Source organism: Streptomyces sp. MMBL 11-1, from assembly GCF_028622875.1.
In the GTDB taxonomy this organism is placed as follows: domain Bacteria; phylum Actinomycetota; class Actinomycetes; order Streptomycetales; family Streptomycetaceae; genus Streptomyces.
Genome location: NZ_CP117709.1, coordinates 14,105 through 38,790 on the forward strand (window position 1 = coordinate 14,105; position 24,686 = coordinate 38,790).

Annotated in this window: 23 protein-coding genes and 1 pseudogene; 17 read left to right on the top strand and 7 right to left on the bottom strand. The window is 72.7% G+C overall.

Annotation, left to right across the window (positions count from 1 at the left end; all coding sequences use genetic code 11):
• Positions 1 to 173 precede the first annotated feature (173 nt).
• A pseudogene (locus tag PSQ21_RS00060) lies at positions 174 to 1,162 on the bottom strand (aminoglycoside phosphotransferase family protein).
• A gap of 216 nt (positions 1,163 to 1,378) precedes the next feature.
• Between PSQ21_RS00060 and PSQ21_RS00065 the strand changes: the two are divergent.
• Entirely contained in the window at positions 1,379 to 1,756 is a 378-nt protein-coding gene (locus PSQ21_RS00065) for a VOC family protein (RefSeq protein ID WP_274028220.1), read from the top strand.
• A gap of 212 nt (positions 1,757 to 1,968) precedes the next feature.
• Positions 1,969 to 2,598: an RNA 2',3'-cyclic phosphodiesterase gene (gene thpR / locus PSQ21_RS00070; protein ID WP_274028221.1), complete on the top strand. Its 630-nt coding sequence runs from the start codon at positions 1,969 to 1,971 to the stop codon at positions 2,596 to 2,598.
• A gap of 277 nt (positions 2,599 to 2,875) precedes the next feature.
• On the opposite strand, the gene PSQ21_RS00075 is transcribed toward thpR, so the two are convergent.
• Complete coding sequence (locus PSQ21_RS00075; RefSeq protein ID WP_274028222.1) at positions 2,876 to 3,502, bottom strand: hypothetical protein; 627 nt, start codon at positions 3,500 to 3,502, stop codon at positions 2,876 to 2,878.
• Positions 3,503 to 3,559: 57 nt separating this feature from the next.
• On the opposite strand from PSQ21_RS00075, the gene PSQ21_RS00080 reads away from it, so the two are divergent.
• Entirely contained in the window at positions 3,560 to 3,787 is a 228-nt protein-coding gene (locus tag PSQ21_RS00080) for a hypothetical protein (protein ID WP_274028224.1), read from the top strand.
• Here PSQ21_RS00080 and PSQ21_RS00085 read toward each other — a convergent pair.
• Entirely contained in the window at positions 3,781 to 4,269 is a 489-nt protein-coding gene (locus PSQ21_RS00085; protein WP_274028226.1) for a MarR family winged helix-turn-helix transcriptional regulator, read from the bottom strand. The genes PSQ21_RS00080 and PSQ21_RS00085 overlap by 7 nt on opposite strands.
• A gap of 113 nt (positions 4,270 to 4,382) precedes the next feature.
• Here PSQ21_RS00085 and PSQ21_RS00090 point away from each other — a divergent pair, with 113 nt between their 5' ends.
• Positions 4,383 to 4,793: an Ohr family peroxiredoxin gene (locus tag PSQ21_RS00090; RefSeq protein WP_097871267.1), complete on the top strand. Its 411-nt coding sequence runs from the start codon at positions 4,383 to 4,385 to the stop codon at positions 4,791 to 4,793.
• Positions 4,794 to 4,858: 65 nt separating this feature from the next.
• On the opposite strand, the gene PSQ21_RS00095 is transcribed toward PSQ21_RS00090, so the two are convergent.
• Positions 4,859 to 6,388 carry an alpha/beta hydrolase gene (locus PSQ21_RS00095; RefSeq protein WP_274028227.1) on the bottom strand — a complete coding sequence of 510 codons (1,530 nt, stop codon included), beginning with the start codon at positions 6,386 to 6,388 and terminating at the stop codon, positions 4,859 to 4,861.
• A 92-nt stretch (positions 6,389 to 6,480) separates the two neighbouring features.
• On the opposite strand from PSQ21_RS00095, the gene PSQ21_RS00100 reads away from it, so the two are divergent.
• The 12 genes from PSQ21_RS00100 to PSQ21_RS00155 all read left to right on the top strand — a co-directional run bounded on the left by PSQ21_RS00100 (position 6,481) and on the right by PSQ21_RS00155 (position 19,497).
• Positions 6,481 to 7,563: a MerR family transcriptional regulator gene (locus tag PSQ21_RS00100; protein ID WP_274028229.1), complete on the top strand. Its 1,083-nt coding sequence runs from the start codon at positions 6,481 to 6,483 to the stop codon at positions 7,561 to 7,563.
• A gap of 209 nt (positions 7,564 to 7,772) precedes the next feature.
• Positions 7,773 to 7,985, top strand: a complete 213-nt coding sequence (locus PSQ21_RS00105) for a hypothetical protein (RefSeq protein WP_274028231.1) — start codon at positions 7,773 to 7,775, stop codon at positions 7,983 to 7,985.
• Between the two features lie 87 nt (positions 7,986 to 8,072).
• Entirely contained in the window at positions 8,073 to 9,011 is a 939-nt protein-coding gene (gene yhfZ, locus PSQ21_RS00110) for a GntR family transcriptional regulator YhfZ (protein WP_274028233.1), read from the top strand.
• 91 nt (positions 9,012 to 9,102) lie between these two features.
• Positions 9,103 to 9,489 (top strand): PRD domain-containing protein, encoded by a 387-nt coding sequence (locus PSQ21_RS00115; RefSeq protein WP_274028234.1) that lies wholly within the window; start codon positions 9,103 to 9,105, stop codon positions 9,487 to 9,489.
• Between the two features lie 91 nt (positions 9,490 to 9,580).
• On the top strand, positions 9,581 to 9,937 hold the full coding sequence (locus PSQ21_RS00120) for a DUF2620 domain-containing protein (protein ID WP_274028235.1): 357 nt from the start codon (positions 9,581 to 9,583) through the stop codon (positions 9,935 to 9,937).
• Between the two features lie 43 nt (positions 9,938 to 9,980).
• Complete coding sequence (locus PSQ21_RS00125; RefSeq protein WP_274028236.1) at positions 9,981 to 11,315, top strand: YhfT family protein; 1,335 nt, start codon at positions 9,981 to 9,983, stop codon at positions 11,313 to 11,315.
• Between the two features lie 69 nt (positions 11,316 to 11,384).
• Positions 11,385 to 12,341, top strand: coding sequence for a phosphotriesterase family protein (locus PSQ21_RS00130; RefSeq protein WP_274028237.1), 957 nt, complete (start codon positions 11,385 to 11,387; stop codon positions 12,339 to 12,341).
• A 1-nt stretch (position 12,342) separates the two neighbouring features.
• On the top strand, positions 12,343 to 13,470 hold the full coding sequence (locus PSQ21_RS00135; RefSeq protein ID WP_274028238.1) for an aminotransferase class V-fold PLP-dependent enzyme: 1,128 nt from the start codon (positions 12,343 to 12,345) through the stop codon (positions 13,468 to 13,470).
• A gap of 2 nt (positions 13,471 to 13,472) precedes the next feature.
• Complete coding sequence (locus PSQ21_RS00140; RefSeq protein WP_274028239.1) at positions 13,473 to 14,636, top strand: YhfX family PLP-dependent enzyme; 1,164 nt, start codon at positions 13,473 to 13,475, stop codon at positions 14,634 to 14,636.
• Positions 14,637 to 14,647: 11 nt separating this feature from the next.
• The gene (locus PSQ21_RS00145) at positions 14,648 to 15,907 is read left to right on the top strand and encodes a phosphopentomutase (RefSeq protein WP_274028240.1); all 1,260 of its coding nucleotides are present in this window, start codon (positions 14,648 to 14,650) and stop codon (positions 15,905 to 15,907) included.
• A 161-nt stretch (positions 15,908 to 16,068) separates the two neighbouring features.
• A complete protein-coding gene (locus tag PSQ21_RS00150) occupies positions 16,069 to 18,282 on the top strand; it encodes a HelD family protein (protein WP_274035584.1) in 2,214 nt (737 codons plus the stop codon).
• 90 nt (positions 18,283 to 18,372) lie between these two features.
• Positions 18,373 to 19,497: an AI-2E family transporter gene (locus PSQ21_RS00155; RefSeq protein ID WP_274028241.1), complete on the top strand. Its 1,125-nt coding sequence runs from the start codon at positions 18,373 to 18,375 to the stop codon at positions 19,495 to 19,497.
• Between the two features lie 11 nt (positions 19,498 to 19,508).
• Here PSQ21_RS00155 and PSQ21_RS00160 read toward each other — a convergent pair whose 3' ends face one another.
• The 3 genes from PSQ21_RS00160 to PSQ21_RS00170 form a co-directional block, all read right to left on the bottom strand.
• Positions 19,509 to 20,525 (bottom strand): alpha/beta hydrolase, encoded by a 1,017-nt coding sequence (locus PSQ21_RS00160; RefSeq protein WP_274028242.1) that lies wholly within the window; start codon positions 20,523 to 20,525, stop codon positions 19,509 to 19,511.
• A gap of 131 nt (positions 20,526 to 20,656) precedes the next feature.
• Positions 20,657 to 22,297 carry an alpha/beta hydrolase gene (locus PSQ21_RS00165; protein ID WP_274028243.1) on the bottom strand — a complete coding sequence of 547 codons (1,641 nt, stop codon included), beginning with the start codon at positions 22,295 to 22,297 and terminating at the stop codon, positions 20,657 to 20,659.
• A gap of 164 nt (positions 22,298 to 22,461) precedes the next feature.
• On the bottom strand, positions 22,462 to 23,502 hold the full coding sequence (locus PSQ21_RS00170) for an NAD(P)-dependent alcohol dehydrogenase (protein WP_274028244.1): 1,041 nt from the start codon (positions 23,500 to 23,502) through the stop codon (positions 22,462 to 22,464).
• 162 nt (positions 23,503 to 23,664) lie between these two features.
• Between PSQ21_RS00170 and PSQ21_RS00175 the strand changes: the two genes are divergently transcribed.
• Positions 23,665 to 24,594 carry a helix-turn-helix transcriptional regulator gene (locus tag PSQ21_RS00175; protein WP_274028245.1) on the top strand — a complete coding sequence of 310 codons (930 nt, stop codon included), beginning with the start codon at positions 23,665 to 23,667 and terminating at the stop codon, positions 24,592 to 24,594.
• Positions 24,595 to 24,686: the final 92 nt, after the last annotated feature.

Consider the following 24,686-nt stretch of genomic DNA (forward strand, 5'->3'; position numbering starts at 1 on the left):
TATGCCATCGGAGCATGGCCGTGATCGCGTCGGTCTCGGGGCTCGACGTCAACGTCACCCTGCCCGACCTGGCCGTCGCCTTCGACGCCACGCAGAGAACCGCCCTGTTGACTACCACGTCACCCCGGATGGACCCGGTCGGCCCGGCGGGTCGGGGACCGAGCGCCGATGGATCAGGTCGGGCGTCGCGAGGGAACGGGACCGAGTCCGGGCCAGCGGGCGACCATCCGCCGCCGCATGTCCGTGCAGAGCGTGCTCAGCCCGCTCGGACCGTCGCGGCCGGCAGTCATACTGCCGACGACACCGAGCCGGTGGACGAGGCGTTGCCGGGCGGTGACGGTGCCCCATTAGCAGTCACGGACCGGGACCCGGGCCAGGTGATCGGTGGCTCCGCGGTGGGCTCTCCGGACCAGGGCGTCGCCCCGGATCAGCCAGCCGGCGCAGAAGTCGGTGAGGTCGTCGTGGAGTTCCTCGCCGGTCTCGGAACGCCATGCCGTCCGGTAGGCGGCCTCCGCCCGTTCCAGCAGCGGGGCGGGCGCCGCGGTGACACACCAGCAGGTCGGGAAGCCGATGCGCAGGTAGGCGAGTTCCACCAGCCCGCTGCCCAGCGAGGCCTGTTCGAAGTCGATGAACCGGGTTCCGCCGGTGGTGTGCAGGTCGTTGCCGGGGCACGGGTCACCGTGGAGCAGGGCGTGCCCGGGCGCTCGGGCCAGCCGGTGCACGAGGTCGTCGAGCTCGCCGGGCACTCCGGGTGGGACAGGAGCGCCGAGCGCCTCGGCCAGCCGGAGGAAGGCGGCGGCGTCGGCGGCGTCCGGGCCCTGCCAGCGGGGCAGCGCTCCGGCGTGCTCGGGGCGGGCGACGGCATGCAGCCGGGCCAGTGCCGCCGCGTAGTCCACGATCCAGTCGCCGGAGGGGTGTTGGTGGTCCAGATGCTCCAGGACCAGCACCCGGTCGCCGGGGACGCTCCCCAGCAGCGCGGGCACCACGGCCGGGTCGGCTCCTGCGGCGAGCCGCAACGCGGCCAGTTCACGGGCGTACCGCTCCTCGGCGTCGGGACCGCCGACGATCTGCTTCACCACCACGGGCGCCCGGCCGTCTCCACCCGCCACACGCGTGAGCGCGGGCTGCTGCTCAGCCGCCGGGAGCGCCCCGGAGCGCCCAGCCCTGCCCGTAACCCGTCCCCCCAGGGCAGTCACGATCGCATGCGCTCATCCTCGCACGCGGGCCACGGCCTGATCCGTGGGATGCCCGGCCCCGGCCTCCGGGGCATGGAGCGACGCATGGCGTGGCCCGCGCCGGAAACCGATGCTGGAGTGAGCGGCCGGGGCCCCGGCCGAGCGAGACATTCCCGAAGTTCCAGGAACGGAGCGAAGAAACCATGACGCCGATCAACGCCCTCATCATCGATGCCTCGGACCCGGAACGGCTTGCCGCGTTCTGGTCCGAGCTGCTCGGCAGGCCGGTCGTGGGCCGTACCGGTCCCTACGTATGGCTGCGGCGCGAGCACGGCCTGGGACTGGGATTCCAGCGGACCGACGCGCCGAAGCGGTCCAAGAACCGGATGCACTTCGATATCTCGGCACCCGACCCGGCCGCGGAGCAGCAGCGAGTCGAGGCGCTCGGCGGGCGCCGGCTGGAGGGATACGCCGAGGGTGGCTTCCTGGTGATGGGCGACCCCGAGGGCAATGAGTTCTGCATCATCCCCGAGGGCCCTTTCGACCTCGACGAAGAAGGCCGCACGAACTATATGGGCTGACCCCCGCGCCGAACCGCCGCGGGCTCAGGCCCTCGTCCGGGCCGCCTCACGGTGCCGCGGGTCGCCCCGATGCCCTGATGCCCTGCCGCAGTCACCCCCGCCACTTTTCCGCCGCCGCATCGCGCCGTACGGTACGGGGTCGGCCCGCCCCCCAATCCCGTCGTCGGCCCCGCGTGGGGGCGGGGGCACGGCCGGCACGTACGGTACGGCAGGTGAACGAACCGCTCGAAGCCGTGACCGGCCCCCCTGCGGACGAGTGCGTCCGGGCCTCGACGACCCGCGTGTTCCTGGCGCTCGCCCCGCCCGACGACGCGAAGGAAGAGCTGGCGCGGGCGCTGCGCCCGGCCTACGACGCCTACCCCCGCATGCGGTGGAACCGTATCGAGGACTGGCACATCACCCTCGCGTTCCTCGGTGAGCTGCCGGTCGCCGCCGTCCCGCCCCTCATTCCTCCGCTCGCCGGGCTCGCGGCGCGGCGCCGGCCTCTGCGGCTGGCGCTGCACGGCGGCGGGCACTTCGACGAGCGGGTGCTGTGGACCGGGGTCACGGGGGACCTCGCAGGGCTGCATCACCTGGCCGCCGACGTACGCGCCCTCGTCAGGGAGTGCGGGGTCTCCTTCCCGGAGCGGCCGCTCCGGCCCCATCTGACCCTCGCCCGGTCCCGCCGGGGCGACCACGCGGCCACGGCGGAGGCCGCGGAAGGGCTCGCCGCGTTCGTCGGCCGGAGCTGGGAGGCCGGACGACTCCACCTGGTCGGCAGCAACTTCGGCCGAGGCCCGGGGCCGATCCACTACCGCGACATCGAGGCCTGGGACTTCCGCCACGGGGCGAGCGGGACCTGAACGGACCGGAGCTGCCTGCGGCCGTCGCGGGGAGCCCGCGTCGTCGGGGTGCAACGTGAGCAGACCCGGGTTGCCGTGGGCGGCCGGCCGCACGGTCAGTGCGCCGAGCGGCGTCGCCCGCGGGTGAAGTGCCGGAAACGGTCCCGTAGGTCGTCGGGACCGTTCGGTGGGAAGGGCAGCGACCGGCGTGCGCAGCGCTGTCCCCGAGCGCGGGAAGAGATCCGCATCGACAGCGGTCGTGCGGTGCGGGATCAAGCGAGTCGGGTGATGCCCGGCGTCACGCGGTTTCGCGCGGCGCGGGCCGGTCGTGCGCCAGCAGGAACTCGGTCGCCCGCGCGATGGCCTCGGCGGACGTGCCGTGGACGGCTTCCGACTCCTCCTCCCGCAGGTCCGCGCCCGTCGCGGTGTACCACCAGGCGTCGGCGCCCGGGTCGTGGTGAATGACGGCGTCGCCGCCCGCGTAGTGGAGCGGAATCGATTCGCTGGCGGACTTCTTGGGCACCGCATGGGGCCACTTGAGGCGGGCCGACTGGCGCTTGATGCCGCCCCAGGCCGCGCCGAGCTGTGCGTAGCTGGATCCACCGCGTCCGGCGACGGTGGCCGCGCTCTCGGCCAGCCGGTCGACGGACCGCTTGGTTTCGTAGAGGGACCGCAGCATTGCCAGCTGAACATCGGGAGCGGCCATGAGGGCCGCGTCGAAGGGCTTGCCGGCCGCGCGGTAGGCCAGCGCGCGTGTCGAGATCCGTTCCGCCAGTGACCGGGCCGCGTCGAGCACCTGCTTGTCCATGGCGAACGCGTCCTCGTCGCCGGGCTCGTTCCACGCGGGGTCCACCGGAGTCAGGACCGTGGCCCAGAAGTTCTCGTCGTTCTGGTCAGGGGTCGGAATCACCTTCATGCCATCCATGCGACAACTTTAGCTGTCGGCCAGCGGCACGGCAAGTATATTTGTCGCCTTGTGGCGATGACAGCTTCTCCTGTCATTCATGTCGCGAACGGACAGCGCGCTCGCCTGACCCGGGAAGGGACAGGAACCAGCAGCGCGCTCCACCAGCAGCCGGCCGACCGGTGGGAAGCCGACCTGGTCGCGGCGGCCGGGTCCACCCGCGAGGGACGGCTCGCCGACTTCAGCCGCCCCGCACCAGCGCGGAGCCGCTTCCGGCCGGGCACCTTGCCCCCGGCGGCTCAGTAGGCGTCGGCGGCCTTACCCAGGGCCGCGGTGAGGCGGCCCAGGACTTCCTGCAGCCCGAGAACCTCGTCCAGGGACAGGCCGGTGGCGCCCAGCACGCCACGGGGGACGGACAGCGCGCGGTCGCGCAGTCGCGCGCCCTCGTCGGTCAGGTCGATCAGAACGGAGCGTTCGTCCTCGCGGCTGCGCTCGCGCCGGACCAGCCCGGCCGTCTCCAGCCGCTTCAGCAGCGGCGAGAGGGTCCCGGACTCCAGATGGAGGCGCTCCCCGATGCCCTTGACCGGCTGGGCGCCGTGTTCCCAGAGGACCAGCATGACCAGGTACTGCGAGTAGGTGAGACCCAGGTCCTTGAGAGCCTGCCGGTAGAAGCCGCCGAACGCGCGCGACGCGGCGTGCAGCGAGAAGCAGACCTGGTGGTCCAGTCGCAGCAGCTCCGCGTCGGGGACGCCGGAGAGATCGGGCGAGCCGCCCGGAGCAGTGGTCATGGGTTCCAGCCTACCGTCGGCCACGCCATTAAGTTGTGCGCAACTTAGTTGTGTGCAATCTTTATCTCCGTCGCCGCGACCATCCCGGTCGGGGCTCCAGTGGAGGGTCACCCATGGACGCGTTGTACACCGCCGCCGCCACCGCCAACGGCCGCGAGGGCCGTGCCGTAAGCTCGGACGGTCAGATCGACCTCCCCCTCGCCATGCCCCCGGCCCTCGGCGGCAACGGCCGGGGCACCAACCCCGAGCAGCTGTTCGCCGCCGGCTACGCCGCCTGTTTCGCCAGCGCGATGGCCGCTGTCGGTCGCGAGTCGAAGATCGACACCAAGGACGCCTCCGTGACCGCCGAGGTCTCCATCGGCAAGGACGGCGACGGCTTCGGGCTCTCGGTGGTCATGCGCGTGGAGCTCCCGGACTCCCTCGCGGGCGAGGCCGGGCGGAAGCTGGTCGAGGCCACCCACGCCTACTGCCCGTATTCCAGGGCCACCCGGGGGAACATCGACGTCGAGCTGGTCATCGAGTAGTCGCCCCCCTCATCCGGCCGCCTCCCGGGCACGTCGCGCCCGGGAGGCCCTCCGCATCGGGGGCGTCACCCCTTCACGTGGCCCAGCACCGCGCTCACCGCGCGGTGCACGGCCTCGCGCGCCCCGTGGGTCAGGTCGAGCGTCTCGAAGCCGTGACGCCCCTCCGGTACGTCGATGACCTCGACGTTCGCTCCGCAGCGGGCTGCCTCGGCCAGGAACTCCTCAACGGTCGCGGCGATTTCGGCGCTCTCGCGTTCCGCCCGGACCAGCACGAAGGGAAGGCGACCGGCGTGGGAGACCGCCCGGACCGGGTGGAAGCGGGTGGCGTCCATTCCCCAGCTCGGCAGCGGCGCGAGGACCGGGTAGTTCGCGGCCACGCAGCGCAGCCACGCCGGCGGGTTCGTCAGCCAGTCCGCCGCCATCGGGCCTCCGCCCGAGAAGAACCACAGGGCGACCCGGTCCGCGTCCACCCGCGGATCGGCGCGCACCCTCTCCACCACGTCGGCCACGTCCGCGGCGGCCACCTCGTAGTCGGTGACGGCGCGCAGACGGTGGTCGAGCGTCACGCCCACGACGCCCTGCCCCGCGACGTGACGTGCGTATCCCGTGAGGGTCGGCCAGTCCCGGGGCGTGGGCCTGGCCTCGGCGGGCACCGGTCCGCCGTGCACGAACACCACGGCCGGGTGCGGGCCCGGACCGTCCGGCAGATAGAGGTCGGTGTTCCCGGCCCGTTCGCGGGGCCGTTCGGGCACATCGAGGAGGAACGGCCGCAGATGGGCGGGCGTACGGGTGGGGTCGGCGGCGGTGAGCCGGTGTCCCGCGCCGGCCGCGGCCTCGATCAGGGTCGCGGCCAGCTCGGCGGGGCAGGACAGCATCGGCCAGTGCCCCGTGGGCAGTTCGAAGAAGGGCACGTGGGCCTCGGCCAGGGCCCGGAGGGCGGGGTCGCCGACGTCCACCAGGATCTGGAGCATCGCGACGCCCGGCCCGTTGCCGGTGCAGAGCACCCCGGTCACGGGCACCTCGGCCACGGCTCCGGTGAGCCGCAGCGGCTGCAGGAGCGTTCCGAGCGGCTGCGGCGCCGCGAGAGCGGTGAGCCCGTCGAGCGCCGCCTCCGAGAGGCCCTCGGTGCTCCCCCAGCGGGACCACGCGTCCCGGGCCGGGGGCGGCAGCTCACCCCCGTACCCCCCTTCCCCGCCTCCGGCGGCGCGCTCCATCACTTCCTCGCGCAGGCGCTGGTCGGGCACGGCGGCCAGGGCGGGGACTCCGTCCCTGGGCATCCCGGCGTCCAGGTAGACGATCCGGGCGATCGCCCCGGCCCTCCGGTCGGCGGCGCCGAGCACCGGGTGGATGCCGTACTCGTGGCCGACGAGCACGATCTCCCTGCCGTCCTCCCCCGCCACCGCGTCGATCACCGCGAGCACGTCTGCGACATGGGTCTCCAGGTCGACGGCCGCGCCGGGATCCGCGGGGCGCCCGCCGAGCGCGGTGAGCGCCACCGTTCGCACCTCGGCGCCGTCCGCGGTCAGCCGAGCGGCGGTGTCCCGCCACACGTGCGGTCCGGTGAACGCCCCGGCCACCAGGATGAATACCGTCATGGTCCCTCCTCGTCAGGTGTCTTGCGCGCACCGGCCCGATCCCCCGGCAGCGCTCGCCGGTACCGTAGGAACTCCCCCTGGTGGAGGTTCAAGTGTTCTCGTCGCACGACGGTCTGTGCACCATCGGTGAACTGGCCGAGCACGCGGGCGTGAGCGTCAAGACCGTCCGTTTCTATTCGGACCGAGGGCTGCTTCCGGAGGCGTCCCGCAGCGCCGGCGGGCACCGCAGGTACGCCCCGGAGTCCGTGCAGCGGCTCGGCATGATCCGCTCTCTGCGCGGCCTCGACCTGTCGGTTCCCGAGGTGCGTCGCGTCCTCGACGAGCAGGACGCGCAAGATGGGCGGGACGACGGGGCCGCGGCGGGTGGCGCGCTGGAGAATGCCGTGGCCGGGCGGCTGCGCTCGCTGGGGTCCGAGCTGGCGGCGCTGCGCTGGCGGGAGGCCGCGCTCAGACTGGTGCAGGAGAGCCCGCCGGCCGAACGGCCGGGCCGGCTGCGGCTGGTCGGCGCGGTCGCCGCCCCGCCGAACACCGCCTCGCTGGCCCGATTCTGGCGGGCGTGGCTGCCGCCCCGCATGCCCGCCCGGTCCGTCACCGCCTTCCTGGAAGCGGCGGTGCCGCACCCGCCCGAGACCCCGCGGCCCACCCAGGTCCTCGCCTTCGCCCGGCTGCACGCCTACGTGACCCGTCCGTGCGACGGCGGGGGCCGCGGCTCCTGCCAGCCCCGGGCGCACGGCATCGCGGGGGCCCGTGCGTCGGCCGTGCTGTACGCGGGACTGGCCGAGGCGTACGACCTGGCGGGCGGGGAACTGCGCCGCGGCGCGGAGCCCTCCCCCGGCGAGGCGCTGGACGCGTTCGTGGACGTGTACGCGAGCACGTACGGCGCCCACGACACGCCCGCGTTCCGCCGCGTGCTGGCGGACCGGCTCGCGGCCGATCCGCGCATCGACCGGTACTGGGACCTGACGGCCGAGGTGATCAGCGCTCCCGGCGGCCCTCCCGAGCCGACGCCGGGCTCCGCGCACGACTGGCTTCTGGCTTCCCTGGAGGCGCAGTTGGTGGCGACGGACGGCCGCGGCGGTGCGCGGAGCGTGGCCACGGGTGAGCGGCCGGGGCCGGCCGCCGTCTCTCCCGGACGGGGCGTACCGGACGGGGCGGGGGCCGTTTCGTCCCGGTGAGCGGGACGGTCGCGCTTGACGACCGCCCGTGCGGGAACGCCCCCGGGGGTGGCCGCCGGTGACGGACCCCGCCGGGAGCACCGCGTACAGCCGGACGATGCCCTCGCGCTCACCGACACCGACAGGCTCGGGCGCGCCGTACACCGTCCACGGCCGACGCGCCCTCATATGCTTCGCCTTCTGCCAGTTCGCCCGCTTCAGGAGGTTCCGTGCCGGCCCGTGCCATGTACTGCTCCACGTGCGATTCCGATGAACAGCACCGTTCGCTCACCCCCGGCGAGAAGACCTGGCTCCGCAGCCGGACGGGCCGCCGGAGCGTCGACGAGTTCTTCATGTGCCAGGCGCCGGGGTGCCGCAATGTGCGCAGCGGTTTCAACAAGCACCCGTTCACCCCCGTGATCCGCGTCCCCCTGCCGGACTGAGGCGGCTCGGGAGGCGGCTCGGGGGCTTCTCCGTCCCGGCGACGGCGACCCTTGCCAGTATCCAGAATCCTGTTTACTGTTTGATGCGTGAACGACCTCGACGACCGCCTCCTCACGCGCAACGGCCTCGCCGCCCGGCAGCTGGCCGTCCTGCTCCTGCATCACGAGCCGGACACCCGTCTGCCCCGCGTGCGCGACTTCGCCCAGAAGCTGGACTGCGGGAACGGAACCGTCCAGGCGGCCCTCCAGCTGCTGGAGGAGGCCGGAGCGATCGCCACGACCGCGCGCGGCCACCTGGGGACCTTCCTGGTCCGCTCGGACCGCACCGTCCTGTGGCGGCTGTCCGGGCTGGGGACCCTGCTCGCGGCCATGCCGCTCCCCTACTCGCGCAGGTACGAGGGGCTGGCGACCGGGCTGCGCAGCGCCTTCGAGGAGGCGGGCGCGCCGTTCGCGATCACGTTCATGCGGGGCGCCGGAGCCCGCACCGCCGCCCTGCTGGAGGGCAAGGTCGACCTGGTGGTGCTGTCGCGCTTCGCGGCCGACCAGCTGATCGCCGAGCATCCGGTGGAGCTGGTGGCCGACCTCGGCCCCGCCACCTATGTCGGCGCGCACGGCATGCTCGTCCGGCGTGGTGCGGACCTGGCCGCACCGGGGCTCCGCGTGGCGATCGACCACGCCTCGGAGGATCTGCGCATGCTCGTGGAGCGGGTGTTCGCCGGCCGGGACGACATCGAGTGGCGGGAGGCCTCCTACATGCAACTGCACGACCTGTTCGCACGGAACGAGGTGGACGCGACCGTCTGGAACCTCGACGAGGCGCAGGACCGGCTCGGGCTCGGCGTCGACGTGGTGCCGCTCGGGGACGAGGTCACCCGGGAGCTGGCTCTGCGCAACTCCACCGCCGCGGTGATCGGCCGGACCGAGGGAGCGAAGTCGCTCGCCGCCGTCCGCGAGTCGCTCGACCTGTCCACGGTGACACGGCTGCAGAGTGAGGTACTGCGGGGAGAGCGCGTCCCCTCGTACTGACCCGCGGGCCCGGCCGCCGACACGAAGGTTCCGGAGCGCCGCGTACCCTGAAAATACAGAATCCTGGTTATTGTTGATTGAGGAGGACGTCATGGACGACCAGCTCGCGCTGCGGATCCAGCTGTTCCGCGAAGGCGGTCAGGTCACACCCGAGGTGGCCGATTTCGTCGCCGCCGAACTCGCCGCCCTGGAAGCCGAGGGGCACCTGATCACCGAGGCGACGGCCGCCATACTGACCAGCCATCTCATGATGGCCATCGGCCGCCTGCTGAACGGTGAGCCGATCGAGCAGTTCCTCACCGACGACCAGGTCGCCGCCGAACTGGCGGACCATCCGGAAGCGGTCGCCCGCGCGCGGGCTGTCGCCGCACGGGCCGAGCGCGAGCTGGGGGCCGCGCTCCCCGGATCCGAGATCAACTTCCTCGGCATGCACCTGGCCGTACTCGCCCGGCAGTCCCCGCCCGCCCCCGCGTCCTGACCGGTCGCCGCGCTCCTCCCCCCGTACGCCCACTCTCCCGTACGCCCCCTCCCCGTACACCCCGCGGGAACACGCAGAAAGCAGGACAGCCATGACGAAGATCCTCACCGGTGGAGTCGGCAAGGTCGAGGTCACCCAGGCCATCGGCAAGCTCGGCATCGACTCCCTCGATGTCGTTCCCTCCAGCGACATGGACGCCGCGATGAAGCTGCGGGCCGGCCAGGCCGACTACTACCTGGGCACCTGCCACACCGGCGCGGGCGCGTCGCTGGGGGTGCTCGTCGGTCTCCTCGGCAGCGCCTCCTGCCACACCTTCGGCCGGAGCGTCCCCACCGAGGACGCGATCGCCGCCCTGCTCGCCGACGGCAAGAAGGCCTTCGGTTTCTCGATGGACCAGATCGACGTCATCGCCCCGCTGATGGCCCGTGCCATCGCGGCCCGCGGCTGATCACAGCCGCCTTCTCATCGTCCCGGGCACCAAGGAGTGACTCGTGAGCACCACCCTCGCCGCCGGCGCGGAACTCGACTTCTCGCTGGCCCAGCAACTGACCGTGATAGCCCTCTGCGCGCTCACGGCGTTCATCGCGCACATGGCGCTGGCCGTCTTCAACGACGGTGTGCGCCCCTTCCTGCTGGACTTCATCCAGGGGCGCACCACCCGCAGCGCGACGACGGCTGTCTCGTTCGGGCTCTCCGCCGGGTTCATCTTCGGGCTCGGCGCGCCGATGGCCCTGTCCACCGGCGTGCTGAACCCGTGGCTGCTCTTCCTGCCCACGGACATCCTCGGAATGCTGTCACCGAAGAAGTGGCTGGCCCCGGTCCTCGGCGGCGCGTGGGGCGCGGTGGTGGTCTTCGGACTGAACGGCGCCAACAACATCGCCCATGATCTCCCGGTCGACTTCCTGACCGCGATGCAGCAGATGTCGACGCCGATCCTGTTCCTGTTCACGCTCTTCCCGGTGCTCGCCATCACCAAGCAGTTCGGCCGCAAGTGGGGCGGCATCGCGGGCGTCCTCGAACTGGCCCTGGTCGTCATGACGATGAAGCTGTGGCCCGACATGTTCGCCGGGGCGCTGGCCATGGCGGTGGGCGTGCTGATGCTCATCGGCCTCGCCGTCTCCAAGGACCTGCGGCAGCGCCGGGCCGACCGCGCGTCGGGCGTCGTGGAGGAGGTGACCGGGGACGACCCGATGGCGTCCCTCTTCAGCGCCAGCGCGGCTCGGCTGCGGAAGTACCTGCCGCTGTTCATGCTGCTGGGCGCGGGAGTGTGCGTCCTCGCCCAGATGCACGTGTTCGGCGGCGGCGAGGCGACCAGCTTCCTGATCGCGAAGGGGCAGTACGCGGAGGCGGCACAGGTCGACTTCTACCGGGTCTTCGGCTTCATCCCGCTGATCGCGACCACCGCCCTGGCGTCCGGCGCGTACGGCATCGCGGGCTTCACCCTGGTGTACCCGATCGGGTACCTCATGCCCAACCCGTTCCTCGCCGCCGTCGTCGGTGCGCTCGTGTTCGCCGTCGAGGTGCTGGCCCTCTCCTGGATCGGCAAGGTGCTCGGCAAACTGCCGAGCGTCCGGGACTCCTCGGAGCATCTGCGCAGCGCCATCGGGGACACCCTCCAGCTCGCGATCCTCTTCGGTTCGCTGATGGCCGCCAACGCCATGGGCGGCGGGCTCGGCATCCTCGTCGTCGGCGGGCTCTACCTGCTGAACGAGTCGATGGGCCGGCCCGTCGTGAGGATGGCCGCGGCCCCGGCGGCCGTGATCATCGGTGGCGTCCTCCTCAACATCCTGTACTGGCTCGACCTGTTCACCCCGGTCACGGGCTGAGGTCCGACCGGATCCGGCCGTGCCGTACACGCGGAAGGCCGCGCCGTACCTGGAGCAGGAGGCCCCACGATGAACCACCCCGCACCGCACACCCTGCACACCGTCACCGGAGAACTCCGGGCCGCTTCGGTACGCGGCCCCGCCCTCGCCCACGAACACCTCGTCCTCGACCTGGACCGCGTGGGCGACGGCGCGGCCGTCCTCGCACCGGAACGCCACGCGGCGGCCGTGGCCGCCGAACTCGCCACGCTGCGCGAGAAGTACGGCCTGGCCCTGCTCGTCGAGCTGACCTGCCGGGGCATGGGACGCGACATCCGCGCGCTGTCCCGCATCGCCCGGGAGACCGGCGTCGCCGTCGTGGCCGCGACCGGCTGGTACTACGAGCCGTTCCACACGCCGGAGATCGACGCCCTCGACGTTGCGGCGCTCGCCGGCGTCCTCGTCCGGGAGATCGAGGACGGCATCGACGGGAGCGGCGTCAAGCCCGGCGTCCTCGGGGAGATCGGCAGCCACGGCGACGTACCCACCGCCGCCGAGGCCAAGGTGCTACGGGCCGGCGCACGCGCCGCGCTGGCCACCGGCCTCTCCGTCGCCACCCACGCCCAGCTCGGCCGGGGCGGCCTCGCCCAGTTGGAGCTGCTCACCGGTGAGGGCCTGCCCGCCCACCGCGTGAGCATCGGGCACCAGGACCTCCTGGACGACCCCTGCGTCCACCGGGAGCTGGCGGCGAGCGGTGCGTACGTCGCGTTCGACACCGTGGGCAAGGCCGCGTACCAGAGCGACGAGACCCGGCTGCGGCTGCTGCTCGCGCTGCTGGAGGCAGGCCACGCCGACCGGGCCCTGCTCAGCTGTGACATCTCCCGCCACGGCTATCTGCGCGACGAGGGCGGCCAGGGGTACGGGCACCTCTTCGCGAGCTTCCTGCCCCGGCTGCGGGCGGCCGGGGCCGACGACGACCTGATCGACCTGCTGACCCGCCGCAATCCGGTGCGCTTCCTGACCGGCGCGACCGTGGAGGAGAACTGACATGAGCCCCGCACCCCCGCCCGCGCTCCCCGTGACCTTTCCGCTGCCGACGGTGGCCCTGGAGGACGCCGCGGCCCGGCAGTTTCGGCTGCTGGAGGCCACCGCCGCGCACTTCGAGGGCGACCAGCTGTTCTGCGCCGACGCGGGAGTCGTCCCCGGCCTCGGCCGGCCCCGCACCACCGCCCGCGTCGAGGCGGTCCTCGCCGACTTCTTCGGCGCCGAGGACGCCGCCCTCGTACAGGGCGCGGGCACCGGGGCGATCCGGGCCGCGCTCAACGCCGTCGTCCGGGCGGACGACGACCTGCTCATCCACCGGGCCCCGGTCTACCGCACCACCGAGGTCACCTTCCGGGGCATCGGCGTACGCACCACGGAGGCGGACTTCAACGACCCGGCGGCGCTCGACACCGCTCTGGCGTCCGGGCGGTACCGGTGGGCGTACGTCCAGCACACCCGGCAGCGGCTGGCGGACTCCTACGATCCGGCCGAGGTCATCGCCGCCTGCCGGGCGGCCGGGGTCCGCACGATCGTGGACGACAACTACGCCGTCATGCGCACCCCCGCCGCCGGGGTGGAACTGGGCGCCGACGCCTCCTGCTTCTCGCTGTTCAAACTTCACGGGCCCGAGGGCGTCGGCCTGGTCGTGGGCGCCCGCGACCTGGTCGAGGGAGTCCGCCGCGACAACTACTCCGGCGGCGGGCAGGTCCAGGGCCACCAGGCGCTGGACGCGCTGCGCGCCCTCACCCACGTACCGCTCCTGTGGGCCGCGCAGTCCCGGGTGGGGACGGAGGTCGCCGAACGGCTCGCGGCCGGTGAGGTGGCCGGGGTGGCGGAGGTACGCGTCGCCAACGCCCAGGACCGCTGCCTGCTGATCCGGCTGGACCGGCCCGTCGCCGCCGAACTGCCGTCCGTCGCCGCACGGTTCGGCGCCGCGCCCTACCCCGTCGGCTCCAACTCGCGCTACGAGATCGCCCCGCTCTTCTACCGGATGTCCAGCTCCGCCCTGGACGACGCCCCGGAGCTGGCCGACTGGACCGTACGCGTCAACCCGATGCGGGCCGGCGCGGACCTCGTCATCGACATCCTGCGCCGCTCGCTCGCCGCGATGGCCGACCCGAAGGACCACTGACCGTGTTTCTCGACACCGTGCTCACCCGCAACCCCGAGCTCGTCGACGCCGCGGCCGCCCTGCACCGGCGGGGCGAGATCCCGCCCGACACGTATGTGATGGACCTCGACGCCGTCGAGTCCAACGCCGCCCTGCTGGCGGCCGAGGCCGAACACCTCGGCCTCGGCCTGTGGTTCGTCGTCAAACAGATCGGACGCAACCCGGAACTGATCCGGGCAATCGCCCGGCACATCCCCCGCTCCGCCGCCATCGATCCGGCCGAGGCCCGGACCCTGCACGCGGCCGGGGCGAGGCCGGGCAACCTCGGCCACCTCGTGCAGATTCCCCGGCGGCAACTGCCCGGCATGCTGGCGTGGCGGCCGGAGAACGTCACGGTCTTCGACCTGGCCAACGCCCGTGCCGTCTCGGACGCGGCCCGGGAGCTGGGCTTCGTCCAGGACGTCCTGATCCGGCTCGAAGGCGCCGGGGGCATCGTCTACCCGGGACAGGAGGGCGGGGTTCCGGTGGAGCGGCTGGACGCCTTCGCCGAGGCGGCCGAGGCGCTGCCGGGCATCCGGATCGCCGGTGTCACCGCCTTCCCGTGCGTGCTGTGCGACCCCGCGACGGGTCTGCCCACCGCGACGGCCACCTTCGACCTGGCGCTCAAGGCCCGTGACCTGCTGGCGGCGCGCGGGCACCGGGACCTGAGACTGAGCGCGCCCAGCGCCACCTCGATGGCGTCCCTCCCGCTGCTCGCCGAGCGCGGGGCCACGCACGGGGAGCCGGGCCACGCCCTCACCGGCACCACTCCGCTGCACGCCCTGGACCCGGCCCAGCCCGAGAAGCCCGCGTACGTGTACGTCAGCGAGGTCGCGCACACCCTCGACGACGGCCGGCCGGCCCTGTTCGGTGGCGGTTTCTACGCCCGCTCCCACATCCGCGGCGCCCTCCTGCCACGCACCGGCACACGTCTGGGCGTGCGGGACGCCCCGGCCGAGAACATCGACTACTACCGGCTGCTCGACGCGCCCCCGCCCGGCTCGGACGTCCGGCTGGGCGACACCGCGCTGCTCGCCTTCCGCACCCAGATCTTCGTCACCCGCTCGACCGTCGCCGTCGTCTCCGGACTCGCCTCCGGTCGTCCCCGGCTGAACGGGCTCTACGACGCCCACGGCCGAGCCCTGTAAGGAGCTGTTCCATGGCCAGGACCGTCATCGTCGTCATCGACGGATTCGGCGTCGGCGCCATGCCCGACGCGGGCGCCCTGCGCCCCGGCGACCTCGACGCCGACACCTGCGGGCACGTCCTCGACCACGCCCGTGCCGCGTTCGGCCGGCCGCTGCGGCTCCCGGTGCTCGGGGCGCTGGGCCTCGGTCTGGTGCACCCGCACCGTGATCTGGCGCGGAGCACCCGGCTGCCCGTGGCGGCGGGCCGGGCCGCCCTCGGCTACCCGGGCGCGGACACTTTCGCGGGCCACCAGACCATGATGGGCGCGGACTTCAGCCGGGTGACGGTGGCCCGGCTGGCCGACCATCTCGACGAGGTGGCCGAGGCGCTCACGGGGGCCGGGCACCGGGTGGAGCGGCTGGACGGGGAGCCGCTGCTGCTGGTCGACGGGGCGGTGCTGGTCCACGACAACCTGGAGGCCGACCCCGGGATCAACTGGAACGCCTCGGGGCGCCTGGAGGATCTGCCGTTCGACGGTCCGGGCGGGATTCTCGCGGTCGCCCGTACGGTGCGGGCGGTCGCCCCGGTCGCCCGGGTCATCGCGGTGGGCGGGCACGCGGACGGTCCGCTCGGCTCCTACGTACGGCGCGGGGACGGGGGCACCGTCGGTCTCGACACCCCGGCCACCGGCTTCTACCGCAACGGCGGCCTGGAGGTCCAGCACCTGGGCGCCCCGCTCGACCACACCCGTCAGCTCCCCGGTCTCGCGGCGCGGGCAGGCATCCCGGTCACCCTGGTGGGGAAGGCCGCCGACATCCTGGTGTGCGAACAGGCGGACCGGCGGCCGGCCGTGGGCACCGCCGACGTCCTGGCGCACACCCTGGACGCGGTGCGCGCCGGGGGCGACGCCCTGGTGGTCGCGAACGTCCAGGAGACGGATCTGGCAGGGCACCAGCAGGACAGCGGGCGCTACGGACAGGTGCTGGAGCAGGTGGACTCGGGGCTCGCCGGGCTCCTGGCGCTGCTCACAGGCCCCGGCGACCGGCTGATCGTCACCGGCGACCACGGCAACGACCCCTCGATCGGGCACGCGCACCACACCCGGGAGTATGTGCCGGTGCTGATCCACCGCCCCGACGGGGCCGGGGTGGAGCTGCTGCCGGACGCGCGGAGTCTCGCCGACGTGGGCGCGACCGCCGCCCGGTCGCTGGCGCTGTCCCCCCGGGACCTGGCGGCGGGAGAGCCGATCGGCACGGACGGGGAGGCGCGGGCCGCCGCACTCGGGAGGTAATCGCCGGGCACGAAGAATCCCCGGGCCGTCATTGCGGTCCGGGGATTGCCTCGCGTATATTGAATTCTTCTGCGCTCATGCAGAAAGGCCCCACTCGGAGGCCTTATGAGAACGAATATATCTGGCGGGGAGCCGTTTTGTCAAACCGGGAAAGCGACGAATTGCGGGAAGAGCAGGAATTCATCGACCGGCTCCATGCCCGGGTCGACGCCCTGCGCGGGGTGGCCGCCGACGGCGTCGAGCACGCGCTGACACCGGTCGGTACGGGCCAGCAGGCGCGGCTGGAGCGCGACATCCTCGTCGCGGAGCGCTCCGGTCTGCTCGCCGCGCTCAACGCGGTGGACGGTTCACTGTGTTTCGGTCGCATCGACCGCTCCGATGGGCTCGCGCACCATATCGGCCGTATCGGGATCCGTGAGGACGACGCCGAGCACACCCCTGTTCTGATCGACTGGCGTGCGCCGGTGGCGCGTCCTTTCTATCTCGCCACGGGGCACACGCCGATGGGGCTTCGCCGGCGGCGGCACATCACCACCGAGGGCCGGACGGTCACCGAACTCCATGACGAGATCCTGGACCTCGGCGACCGCGACCGCACCGGTTTCGAGGATCCGAACGGCGACGCCGTGCTGCTGTCGGCGCTCAATTCCGCGCGCACCGGCCGCATGGGCGACATCGTGCGGACCATCCAGGCCGAGCAGGACGGCATCATCCGGGCACCGCACCGGGGCGTCCTCGTCGTCGAGGGCGGACCCGGCACCGGCAAGACGGCCGTCGCGCTGCACCGGGCCGCCTTCCTGCTGTACGAGCACCGCGAGCTGCTCGCCAAGCGGGCCGTGCTCATCGTGGGACCGAACCCGGCGTTCCTGCGCTACATCGCGGAGGTGCTTCCCGCGCTCGGCGAGACGGGGGTGCTGCTGGCGACGCAGGCGGAGCTGTTCCCCGGGGTGCGTGCCGCCGGTACGGACTCCTCGCGCGCCGCGGCCGTCAAGGGCGGCGAGCCGATGGCCGAGGCGCTGGCCCTGGCCGTACGCGACCGGCAGCGGCTGCCCGAGCCCGGGGCGGCGATGGTCATCCCGCACGAGGACGGCGGGGACCTGGTCCTGGACTGGGAGATCGCGTACGAGGCCCGGCAGGCGGCCAGGGACACCCGTCTGCCGCACAATCTCGCCCGCCCCCACTTCGTCTTCCGGGTCATCGACGCGCTCACCGCGCAGCTCGTCGAGCGCATCGGCGCGGACCCCTACGGCGGGCCCAACTTCCTCGGACCCGACGACGTGGCCCAGCTCGGCCGGGACGTCGCGCTGAGCAAGGAGGTGCACGCGGCGGTGGACGAGCTGTGGCCGCCGCTGACCCCCGAGGATTTCCTCGCCGACTATCTGGCCGACCCGGTGTACGTACCGGACGAGGACGCCGACGCGATCCGACGCCGTCGCGCCGCCGCGGTGTGGACGCCCGCCGACGTACCGCTGCTGGACGAGGCCGCCGAGCTGCTCGGCATCGACGACAGCGCGGAGAGGGCGGCTGCCGAGGCAGCCCGTCAGGAGCGGGTCGGCTACGCGCAGGGCGTGCTGGAGCTGTCGCGCGGTTCGGAGAGCTACGAGTTCGAGGACGAGGAGTCCGAGGTCCTCGCCGCCCACGACATCATCGACGCCGAGCGGATGGCGGAGCGGCACGAGGAGGCCGACCACCGCACCGCCGCCGAGCGGGCCGCCGCCGACCGCACCTGGGCGTTCGGGCACATCATCGTCGACGAGGCGCAGGAGCTGTCGCCGATGGCGTGGCGGCTGCTGATGCGCCGGGCGCCGACCCGCTCGCTGACCCTGGTCGGCGACCCGGCGCAGACCTCGGAGGAGGCCGGTGTCGGGTCGTGGGAGAAGATTCTTTGGCCGTACGTCGGGGACCGCTTCGAGCACGTCACGCTGGGGGTCAACTACCGTACGCCCGCGGAGATCATGGAGCTGGCCGCCGGGGTCCTGCGGGAGAGGGACCCCTCGTTCACCGCCCCCGTCTCGGTGCGGTCGACCGGCGAGAAGCCGTGGACGCGGGATGCCGGAGAGGATCTGGCGGGCGAGGTGGCCCGGGCCGTCGTGGAGCTGACGCCCCGGGAGGGACGCCTCGCGGTGATCGCGCCGCGTGCGCTGCACGAGGAGATCGCCGCGCCGCTGGACGGTGTCGTGGCGGGTGAGGCCCCCGACCTCACGCATCCGGTGGTGCTGCTGGATCCGCGCCAGGCCAAGGGGCTCGAATTCGACCATGTGCTGGTCGTGGAGCCCGCCCGGTTCGGCACGAGCGATCTGTACGTGGCGCTCACCCGCGCCACCCAGCGCCTGGGCATCGTCCATCGGGAGGAACTGCCCCCGGCGTTGCGCTGACGGGGCCGGACGGCCCGCCCTCGTGGCACTCGGCGTCGGCGGGCCGCGGGTGTGGCCGGAACACGGTCGGCGAAGCCATAGGGTGACGCCATGTCTTCGCCATTGAGTTCGACAAAGACCGCGGCTGCTCTCCGCACGTCGGCACGGGTCTCCGCAGAGGCGCTGCTGGTGCTCGTGGCGGCGGCGGTCGCGCTGTGGGTGCTGGGCCGGATGTGGTCGGTCGTGTGGCCGCTGATAGTCGGCCTCTTCCTCACCACGCTGACCTGGCCGCTCGCCCGTTTCCTGCGCCGGCTCGGGTGGTGGCCCTCGCTCGCCGCTTCGGTGGTGACGGTGTTCTCCCTGCTCGTGGGGGCGGGCATCGTGGCGCTGATCGCGGTGCCGGTGGCGGGCGAGTCCGGGGAGCTGGCCGACGGGGTGATCGCGGGTATCGACAAGGTCCGTGAGTGGGCGGCGGGTCCGCCACTGAACATCGGCGACGACCAGATCACCGGTGCCCTGGACACCGCGACCGCTCAGCTCCAGGACAGCGTCGGCAGCGTGGTCACCACCGCCGTCACCGGGGTGAGCACCGTGGTCAACGGGCTGGTCACGGCGGTTCTGGCGGTCTTCCTGATGTTCTTCTTCCTCAAGGACGGCCCGCGCTTCCTGCCGTGGCTCACCCGTCAGCTTCCCGGCCGGCTCGCCACCGACATCCCCGAGGTGGCTTCCCGCTGTTGGGACACCCTGGGCGCGTTCGTGCGGGCCCAGGCGTTCGTCGGTCTGCTGGACGCGGTCTTCATCGGGCTCGGCCTGTGGATCCTGGGAGTGCCGCTGGTGCTGCCGCTGGCGGTCCTGACCTTCGTCTGCGCGTTCGTGCCGATCGTGGGGGCGCTGTTCGCCGGATTCGTGGCGGTGGCCATCGCGTTGGTCTCGAACGGACCGATGGACGCTCTGCTTGTGCTGGCGATCATCGTCGTGGTGCAGCAGTTGGAGGGCAATGTGTTCCAGCCCATGATCCAGAGCCGTGGGCTGGGACTGCACGCGGCGACGGTCCTGCTCGCCGTGACGCTGGGCGGCAGCCTGGCCGGCGTGGTGGGGAGCCTGCTCGCCGTGCCGGTGGCGGCGCTGCTCGGGGTGGTCTGGAACTACCTCCGCGAGCAGCTCGTGGAGGAGCCGCGTCAGCCGGAGGCGGCGGATCCGGCCGACGGGGCCGGCTCACCGGTCCCGTCGGAGTAGGGCCCTGCCCCTCACCGCCCGAGGGTGCGCAGCAGCGCCGGCAGCGCCCCGCGCAACTCGCGCTCCCAGTAGGGCGGGGAGTGGGTGCCCTGGTAGAAGTGCGTGGTGACCGCCACCCCGTGGGCCCGCAGCCGGGAGGCCATCGCCCGGTTCTCCGCCCCCATGATGGCCTCGGTCGGGGACAGGACGTCCTCGGGGAAGGGGTCGTCGGGGTCCTCGAGGCCGGGGACGTGCGGGTCCGGCTCCGTGCCGGGCGGGTCGAGCGCGCCCGCCCGGCCGTCGCCGCTGGAGAGGTGGACCTCGACGCCGCGCAGTCGCTCCGGCCGGTAGTACGGGTCGTGGTCCTGCCAGATCCGCCGCTGGGCCACCGGGTCGCCCCACAGCGCGGACCGGTCCAGGCCCAGATAGTCGAGTCCGGCCCGGACCGCCCGGGGGTGCTGGAGCGGATGGACGTAGCCGCTGAGGCCCGCCACCGCGCGGAACAGGCCGGGGTGGCGTGCCGCGTAGGTCAGCGCGCCGAAACCGCCCTGCGACTCCCCCGCCGCGACCCGCCGGTCCCCCGCGCCGTAGGAGCGCTCCAGCAGCGGGCGCACCTCGTCGAGGTGGAAGGTCTCCACGCGCGGCGCGCCGCCGGCGCCGCCGTTCCACCAGTCGCTGTAGAACCCGAAGAGCGGCATCGACGGCATGACCACGAGCACGTCGCGCAGGTGCGGGAGCCGCTCCACCGCGTAGTCCTCGGTCCAGGCCTCGGGGTCGCCGTGGCCACCCGCCAGCAGATACAGGACCGGCCACCGCTCGCCCCGCCGGCGATCCTCCCAGCCGTCCGGGGTGAGCAGGCGGACCGTAGCGGCACCCTTCAACGCCGCCGACCGCACGGTCAGTTCGAGGAGCCGGTCGCCGATCCACCGCTCCCCCGTCACCCGTATCCCCGGGGGCGGTTCCCCGGGCGGGGCCGCTGCCGCCGTTGTTCCGGGCACGAGCAGCAGCAGGGCCGCGCCCCATGCGATCACCTTGCGCGCCGTGCTCATCACCGCGACCTCCCGACATCGTCGGCCGGACTTCGCCCGACTCCTCGGACGGTACGGAGTGGGCCGGGTGCCCGGCATCCTCCGACGGGAGGCCGCCCGTACACCGACGGGAGGCGGTCTCCTGCCCCGGGTCACTTCACGCAGGTCTCGTCCTTCTTCGGGAGCCGCCCCGTCGCCAGGTAGCGGTTGACCTCGGTGTCCACGCAGGCGTTCCCGTATTCGCCGTACAGGGCGTGGCGGTTGGCGTTCTCCAGGGTGAGGAGCCTGGAGCCCGGAAGCCTGCTGTGCAGGGTGGTGGTGCTCCGGTAGGTGGTGCGGGGGTCGCCCGTGGCCGCGACCAGGAGGACGCGGGCGTCGTGGCTGATACGGGTGGGGGCTTCCCGTGGCGCGTCCCAGAAGGCGCAGGGGCCGATGTTCTCGGTGAGGGGGCCGAACAGGGGGTGTGCGCCACGGCTCCGTTGGATGTCGCGCCAGTAGCGCTCGGTCTCGCGCGGGGCCGGTACGTCACCGCAGATGATCGCCGTCTGGGAGCTGCCGAAGGAGGAGCCCGCGCCGGAGAACAGGAGGCGCAGCGTCTCCGCGAACCCCGGGGGCAACGGAGCCTCACGGCCCTTGGACGCCCGGGACAGTGCCGCCACCTGCTGGGCAAGGAGGTCCCGCGCGCCGTCGACGTCGTCGGCCACGCCCATGAAGAGCAGCGTCGGTATGTGGGTGTCGTCGACCCGGAAGACGTCGGGGCCGGTGCCGAGCGTCAGCGGGGCGCGGGCCGCCTTCGCCATGACGTGGTCGATGGTGGAGAGCACCGCGGTACGGGAGCGGCCCAGGCCGTACGTCGTGTGGCGGGCGGCCGCCCAGGCGGCCCAGGCGGAGAGCGCCTGCTCGTTCTCGCGCACGGTGTTCTTCAGCAGGCGCGGGTTGTAGTCGTCCGGACCCACCGCTCCGTCCAGGACCATCCGGTCGTAGCGGCCGGGGAACATCTGGGTGTAGACCGTGCCCAGGTAGGTGCCGTACGAATAGCCCAGGTAGGAGATCTTGCGCTCGCCCAGTGCGCCCCGGATCACGTCCATGTCCCTGGCTGTGTTGCGGGTGCTGATGTGCGGGAGCACCGAGGCGTTCGTGGCGCGGCACTTGTCGGCCAGGCTCTTGCTCAGCGCCACCTGGCGGTCGAAGCCGGCCCGGCTCGCACCGGCCGAGAACCAGGTGAAGCTGACGGGCCAGCCGCAGTCCAGCGGGGTGCTCCGGCCGACGAAGCGCGGGTCGAAGCCGACGATGTCGTAGCGCGGGCCGACCTCCTTCATCGCCGTGCGGACGATCGGCGGGGAATCCACGGCCGGGCCGCCGGGGCCGCCGTTGTTGAGGAGGATCGCGCCGATGCGGCGGCGGGTGTCGGTGGCCTTCAGACGGGATATCGCGACCGTGATCGTCCGGCCCCCGGGGGCTGTGTAGTCCAGCGGGACCGTGACGTCGGCACACTGCACGCCCGCCCTGTCCAGGTCTCTGCCCGTCTCGTCCTGCGGGGAGCTCATACAGGTGCCCCAGTCCAGGGGTTGGTGGTAATAGCGGTCGAGCGCTCCGGCGGTCGTCGGCGGTGCGACCGTACGGGGTACCGGCCCGGGCCGTGCGGTGGCCAGGGCCGGTGACGCCGTGATGCCCGCCGCGAGGGCCAGGGCCAGGCCCGCGGCGGCGGCCCTGGCGGTCGTCCGGGCGGCCGGGGTGGTGCGGGCGGCCGCCCGGGGTCGGATGGTCTTCTCTGCGTCCTGTGCGTAACTCACATCAATGGACGCTAGGGGAAGGACCGTTGGGGATCATTGGGGCTGGCACCCCAACGCGGCGGGGGGTCGCCTCCCCCTTTCGTCGGGTTCCCGGGTCCAGGACCGCCTGTCCACTCCCGCAGGGGCAGGGTGGTGGACGTGCGCGTGGCGGGGCGGCCGACGCCTCAGATCGTCGCCGTGTCGATGACGAAGCGGTAGCGGACGTCGCTGGCGAGAACCCGCTCGTACGCCTCGTTGACCTGGCCCGCGCCGATCACCTCGATCTCGGCGCCGAGCCCGTGCACGGCGCAGAAGTCCAGCATCTCCTGGGTCTCCTTGATCCCGCCGATCATCGAACCCGCGATCGACTTGTTGCCCAGGATCAGGGAGAAGAGGTTCAGCGAGATCGGCTCCTCGGGGGCGCCCACGTTGACCAGCGTGCCGTCGGTGCGCAGCAGAGCGAGGTAGGCGCCGAGGTCGAGCGGGGCCGAGACCGTGGAGAGGATGACGTCGAACGTGCCGGCCAGCTCCTCGAAGGTCCGCGGATCGCTGGTCGCGTAGTAGTGGTCCGCGCCCAGCTTGAGCCCGTCGTCCTTCTTCCGCAGCGACTGGGAGAGGACCGTGACCTCGGCACCGAGCGCGTGCGCGATTTTGACGGCCATGTGGCCGAGTCCGCCGAGACCGACGACGGCGACCTTCTTGCCGGGGCCCGCGCCCCAGCGCTTGAGCGGGGAGTACGTGGTGATGCCCGCGCACAGGAGCGGCGCGGCCTCGTCCAGGGCGATGCCCTCGGGGATGGAGAGGGCGAACGTCTCGGCCACGACGATGTGCGTCGAGTAGCCGCCGTACGTGGGCTCGCCACCGCGGTCGAGAGCGTTGTACGTCTGGGTGTTCCCCTCGGCGCAGTGCTGCTCGCGGCCCAGCAGGCAGGCGTCGCACGTTCCGCAGGAGTCGACCATGCAGCCGACGCCGACGCGGTCGCCGACCTTGAACCGGGTGACCCCGGGGCCGGTCTCGGCGACGATCCCGGCGATCTCGTGGCCGGGCACCATCGGGAAGATGCCCTCGCCCCAGCCGTCGCGGGCCTGGTGGATGTCGGAGTGGCAGATCCCGGCGAACTTGATGTCGATCAGGACGTCGAACTCGCCCACCGGGCGGCGTTCGATCGTGGTGCGCTCCAGCGGGGCCTTGGCACGGGGAGCGGCGTAGGCGGCAACGGTGGTCATGCCGGAGGTTCTCCTCTGGGTGATGCGGTAGGAACGTCTCCCAGCATCACGCCGTGACGGATGTCTACCCAGGTCACCGCTTTGCCTACGTCCAGTGGTCCTACTACTGACGGGGACAGGCTCGGGCTCGTACGACCTGGGATCACAGGAATAATGGAAACCATGGACGATCGACCGGAGGGAGCCGCCCCCGAGCCGCTGGACGGGCGCGCCGAGCTCAGCGAGTTCCTGCGCACCCGCAGGGCCAGGCTCCAGCCGGGCGACGTGGGACTCCCGGAGTTCGGCCGGCACCGCCGGGTGCCCGGTCTGCGCCGGGAGGAGCTGGCACAACTGGCCGGGGTCTCCGTGGCGTACTACACGCGCCTGGAGCAGGGAAACGGGCGCAACGTGTCGGCCGAGGTCCTTGACGCGATCGCTCGGGCCCTGCGGCTCACGGACGCCGAGAGCGCCCATCTGACGCACCTGGCCAAGCCCGCGCGGCACAGGAAGAAGCGCCGCCCGGCCAGGGTGCAGCGCGTGCGCAAGGGCCTGCTGTACTTGCTCGACAGCATGGACGGCATCCCCGCGTACGTGACCGGGGCACGCTCCGACGTCCTCGCCTGGAATCCGATGGCGGCGGCGGTGTTCGGCGACTGGGGCGCGCTGCCGCCGGGCGAGCGCAACTGGGCGCGGCTGGTGTTCCTCTCCCCCGACTACCGGGACCTGTTCGCGAACTGGGACTCCAAGGCCTCGGACATGGTCAGCTATCTGCGGCTGTACGCGGGCTGCCACCCCGACGATCCGGAGCTCTCGGCGCTGGTGGGCGAACTCTCCGTCAAGAGCGACGAGTTCCGGCGGCTGTGGGCCACGCACAACGTCAAGGAGAAGGGCCACGGCAGCAAGGTGCTGCGGCATCCGCTCGTCGGGGAGCTGACCCTGTCGTACGAGACGCTGAACCTCCCGGACGACGAGGAGCAGCATCTGGTGACCTACCACGCGGAGCCGGGTTCGGAGTCGTACCAGGCCCTGCGTCTGCTGGCGAGCTGGGGAGCGGACGCGGGCCGGCCCGGCGCTGTCAGCGAGGCGGGCCGAGGTCCGGCCGGCGAGCGATGAGGACGTGCTCCCTGCCGGGGCGGCCGGGCGCCTCGCGCACGTCACGTACGACGAACCCCTGTGCCGCCAGGTCCGCCTCGGCCCCCTGACGT

Bases quoted from the DNA above. Each gene is read 5' to 3' on its own strand.
- PSQ21_RS00065 (WP_274028220.1), top strand. From the start codon at position 1,379: ATGACGCCGATCAACGCCCTCATCATCGATGCCTCGGACCCGGAACGG.
- PSQ21_RS00075 (WP_274028222.1), bottom strand. From the start codon at position 3,502: ATGGATGGCATGAAGGTGATTCCGACCCCTGACCAGAACGACGAGAAC.
- PSQ21_RS00080 (WP_274028224.1), top strand. From the start codon at position 3,560: ATGACAGCTTCTCCTGTCATTCATGTCGCGAACGGACAGCGCGCTCGC.
- PSQ21_RS00085 (WP_274028226.1), bottom strand. From the start codon at position 4,269: ATGACCACTGCTCCGGGCGGCTCGCCCGATCTCTCCGGCGTCCCCGAC.
- PSQ21_RS00090 (WP_097871267.1), top strand. From the start codon at position 4,383: ATGGACGCGTTGTACACCGCCGCCGCCACCGCCAACGGCCGCGAGGGC.
- PSQ21_RS00095 (WP_274028227.1), bottom strand. From the start codon at position 6,388: ATGACGGTATTCATCCTGGTGGCCGGGGCGTTCACCGGACCGCACGTG.
- PSQ21_RS00115 (WP_274028234.1), top strand. From the start codon at position 9,103: ATGGACGACCAGCTCGCGCTGCGGATCCAGCTGTTCCGCGAAGGCGGT.
- PSQ21_RS00120 (WP_274028235.1), top strand. From the start codon at position 9,581: ATGACGAAGATCCTCACCGGTGGAGTCGGCAAGGTCGAGGTCACCCAG.
- PSQ21_RS00130 (WP_274028237.1), top strand. From the start codon at position 11,385: ATGAACCACCCCGCACCGCACACCCTGCACACCGTCACCGGAGAACTC.
- PSQ21_RS00135 (WP_274028238.1), top strand. From the start codon at position 12,343: ATGAGCCCCGCACCCCCGCCCGCGCTCCCCGTGACCTTTCCGCTGCCG.
- PSQ21_RS00145 (WP_274028240.1), top strand. From the start codon at position 14,648: ATGGCCAGGACCGTCATCGTCGTCATCGACGGATTCGGCGTCGGCGCC.
- PSQ21_RS00155 (WP_274028241.1), top strand. From the start codon at position 18,373: ATGTCTTCGCCATTGAGTTCGACAAAGACCGCGGCTGCTCTCCGCACG.
- PSQ21_RS00160 (WP_274028242.1), bottom strand. From the start codon at position 20,525: ATGAGCACGGCGCGCAAGGTGATCGCATGGGGCGCGGCCCTGCTGCTG.
- PSQ21_RS00170 (WP_274028244.1), bottom strand. From the start codon at position 23,502: ATGACCACCGTTGCCGCCTACGCCGCTCCCCGTGCCAAGGCCCCGCTG.
- PSQ21_RS00175 (WP_274028245.1), top strand. From the start codon at position 23,665: ATGGACGATCGACCGGAGGGAGCCGCCCCCGAGCCGCTGGACGGGCGC.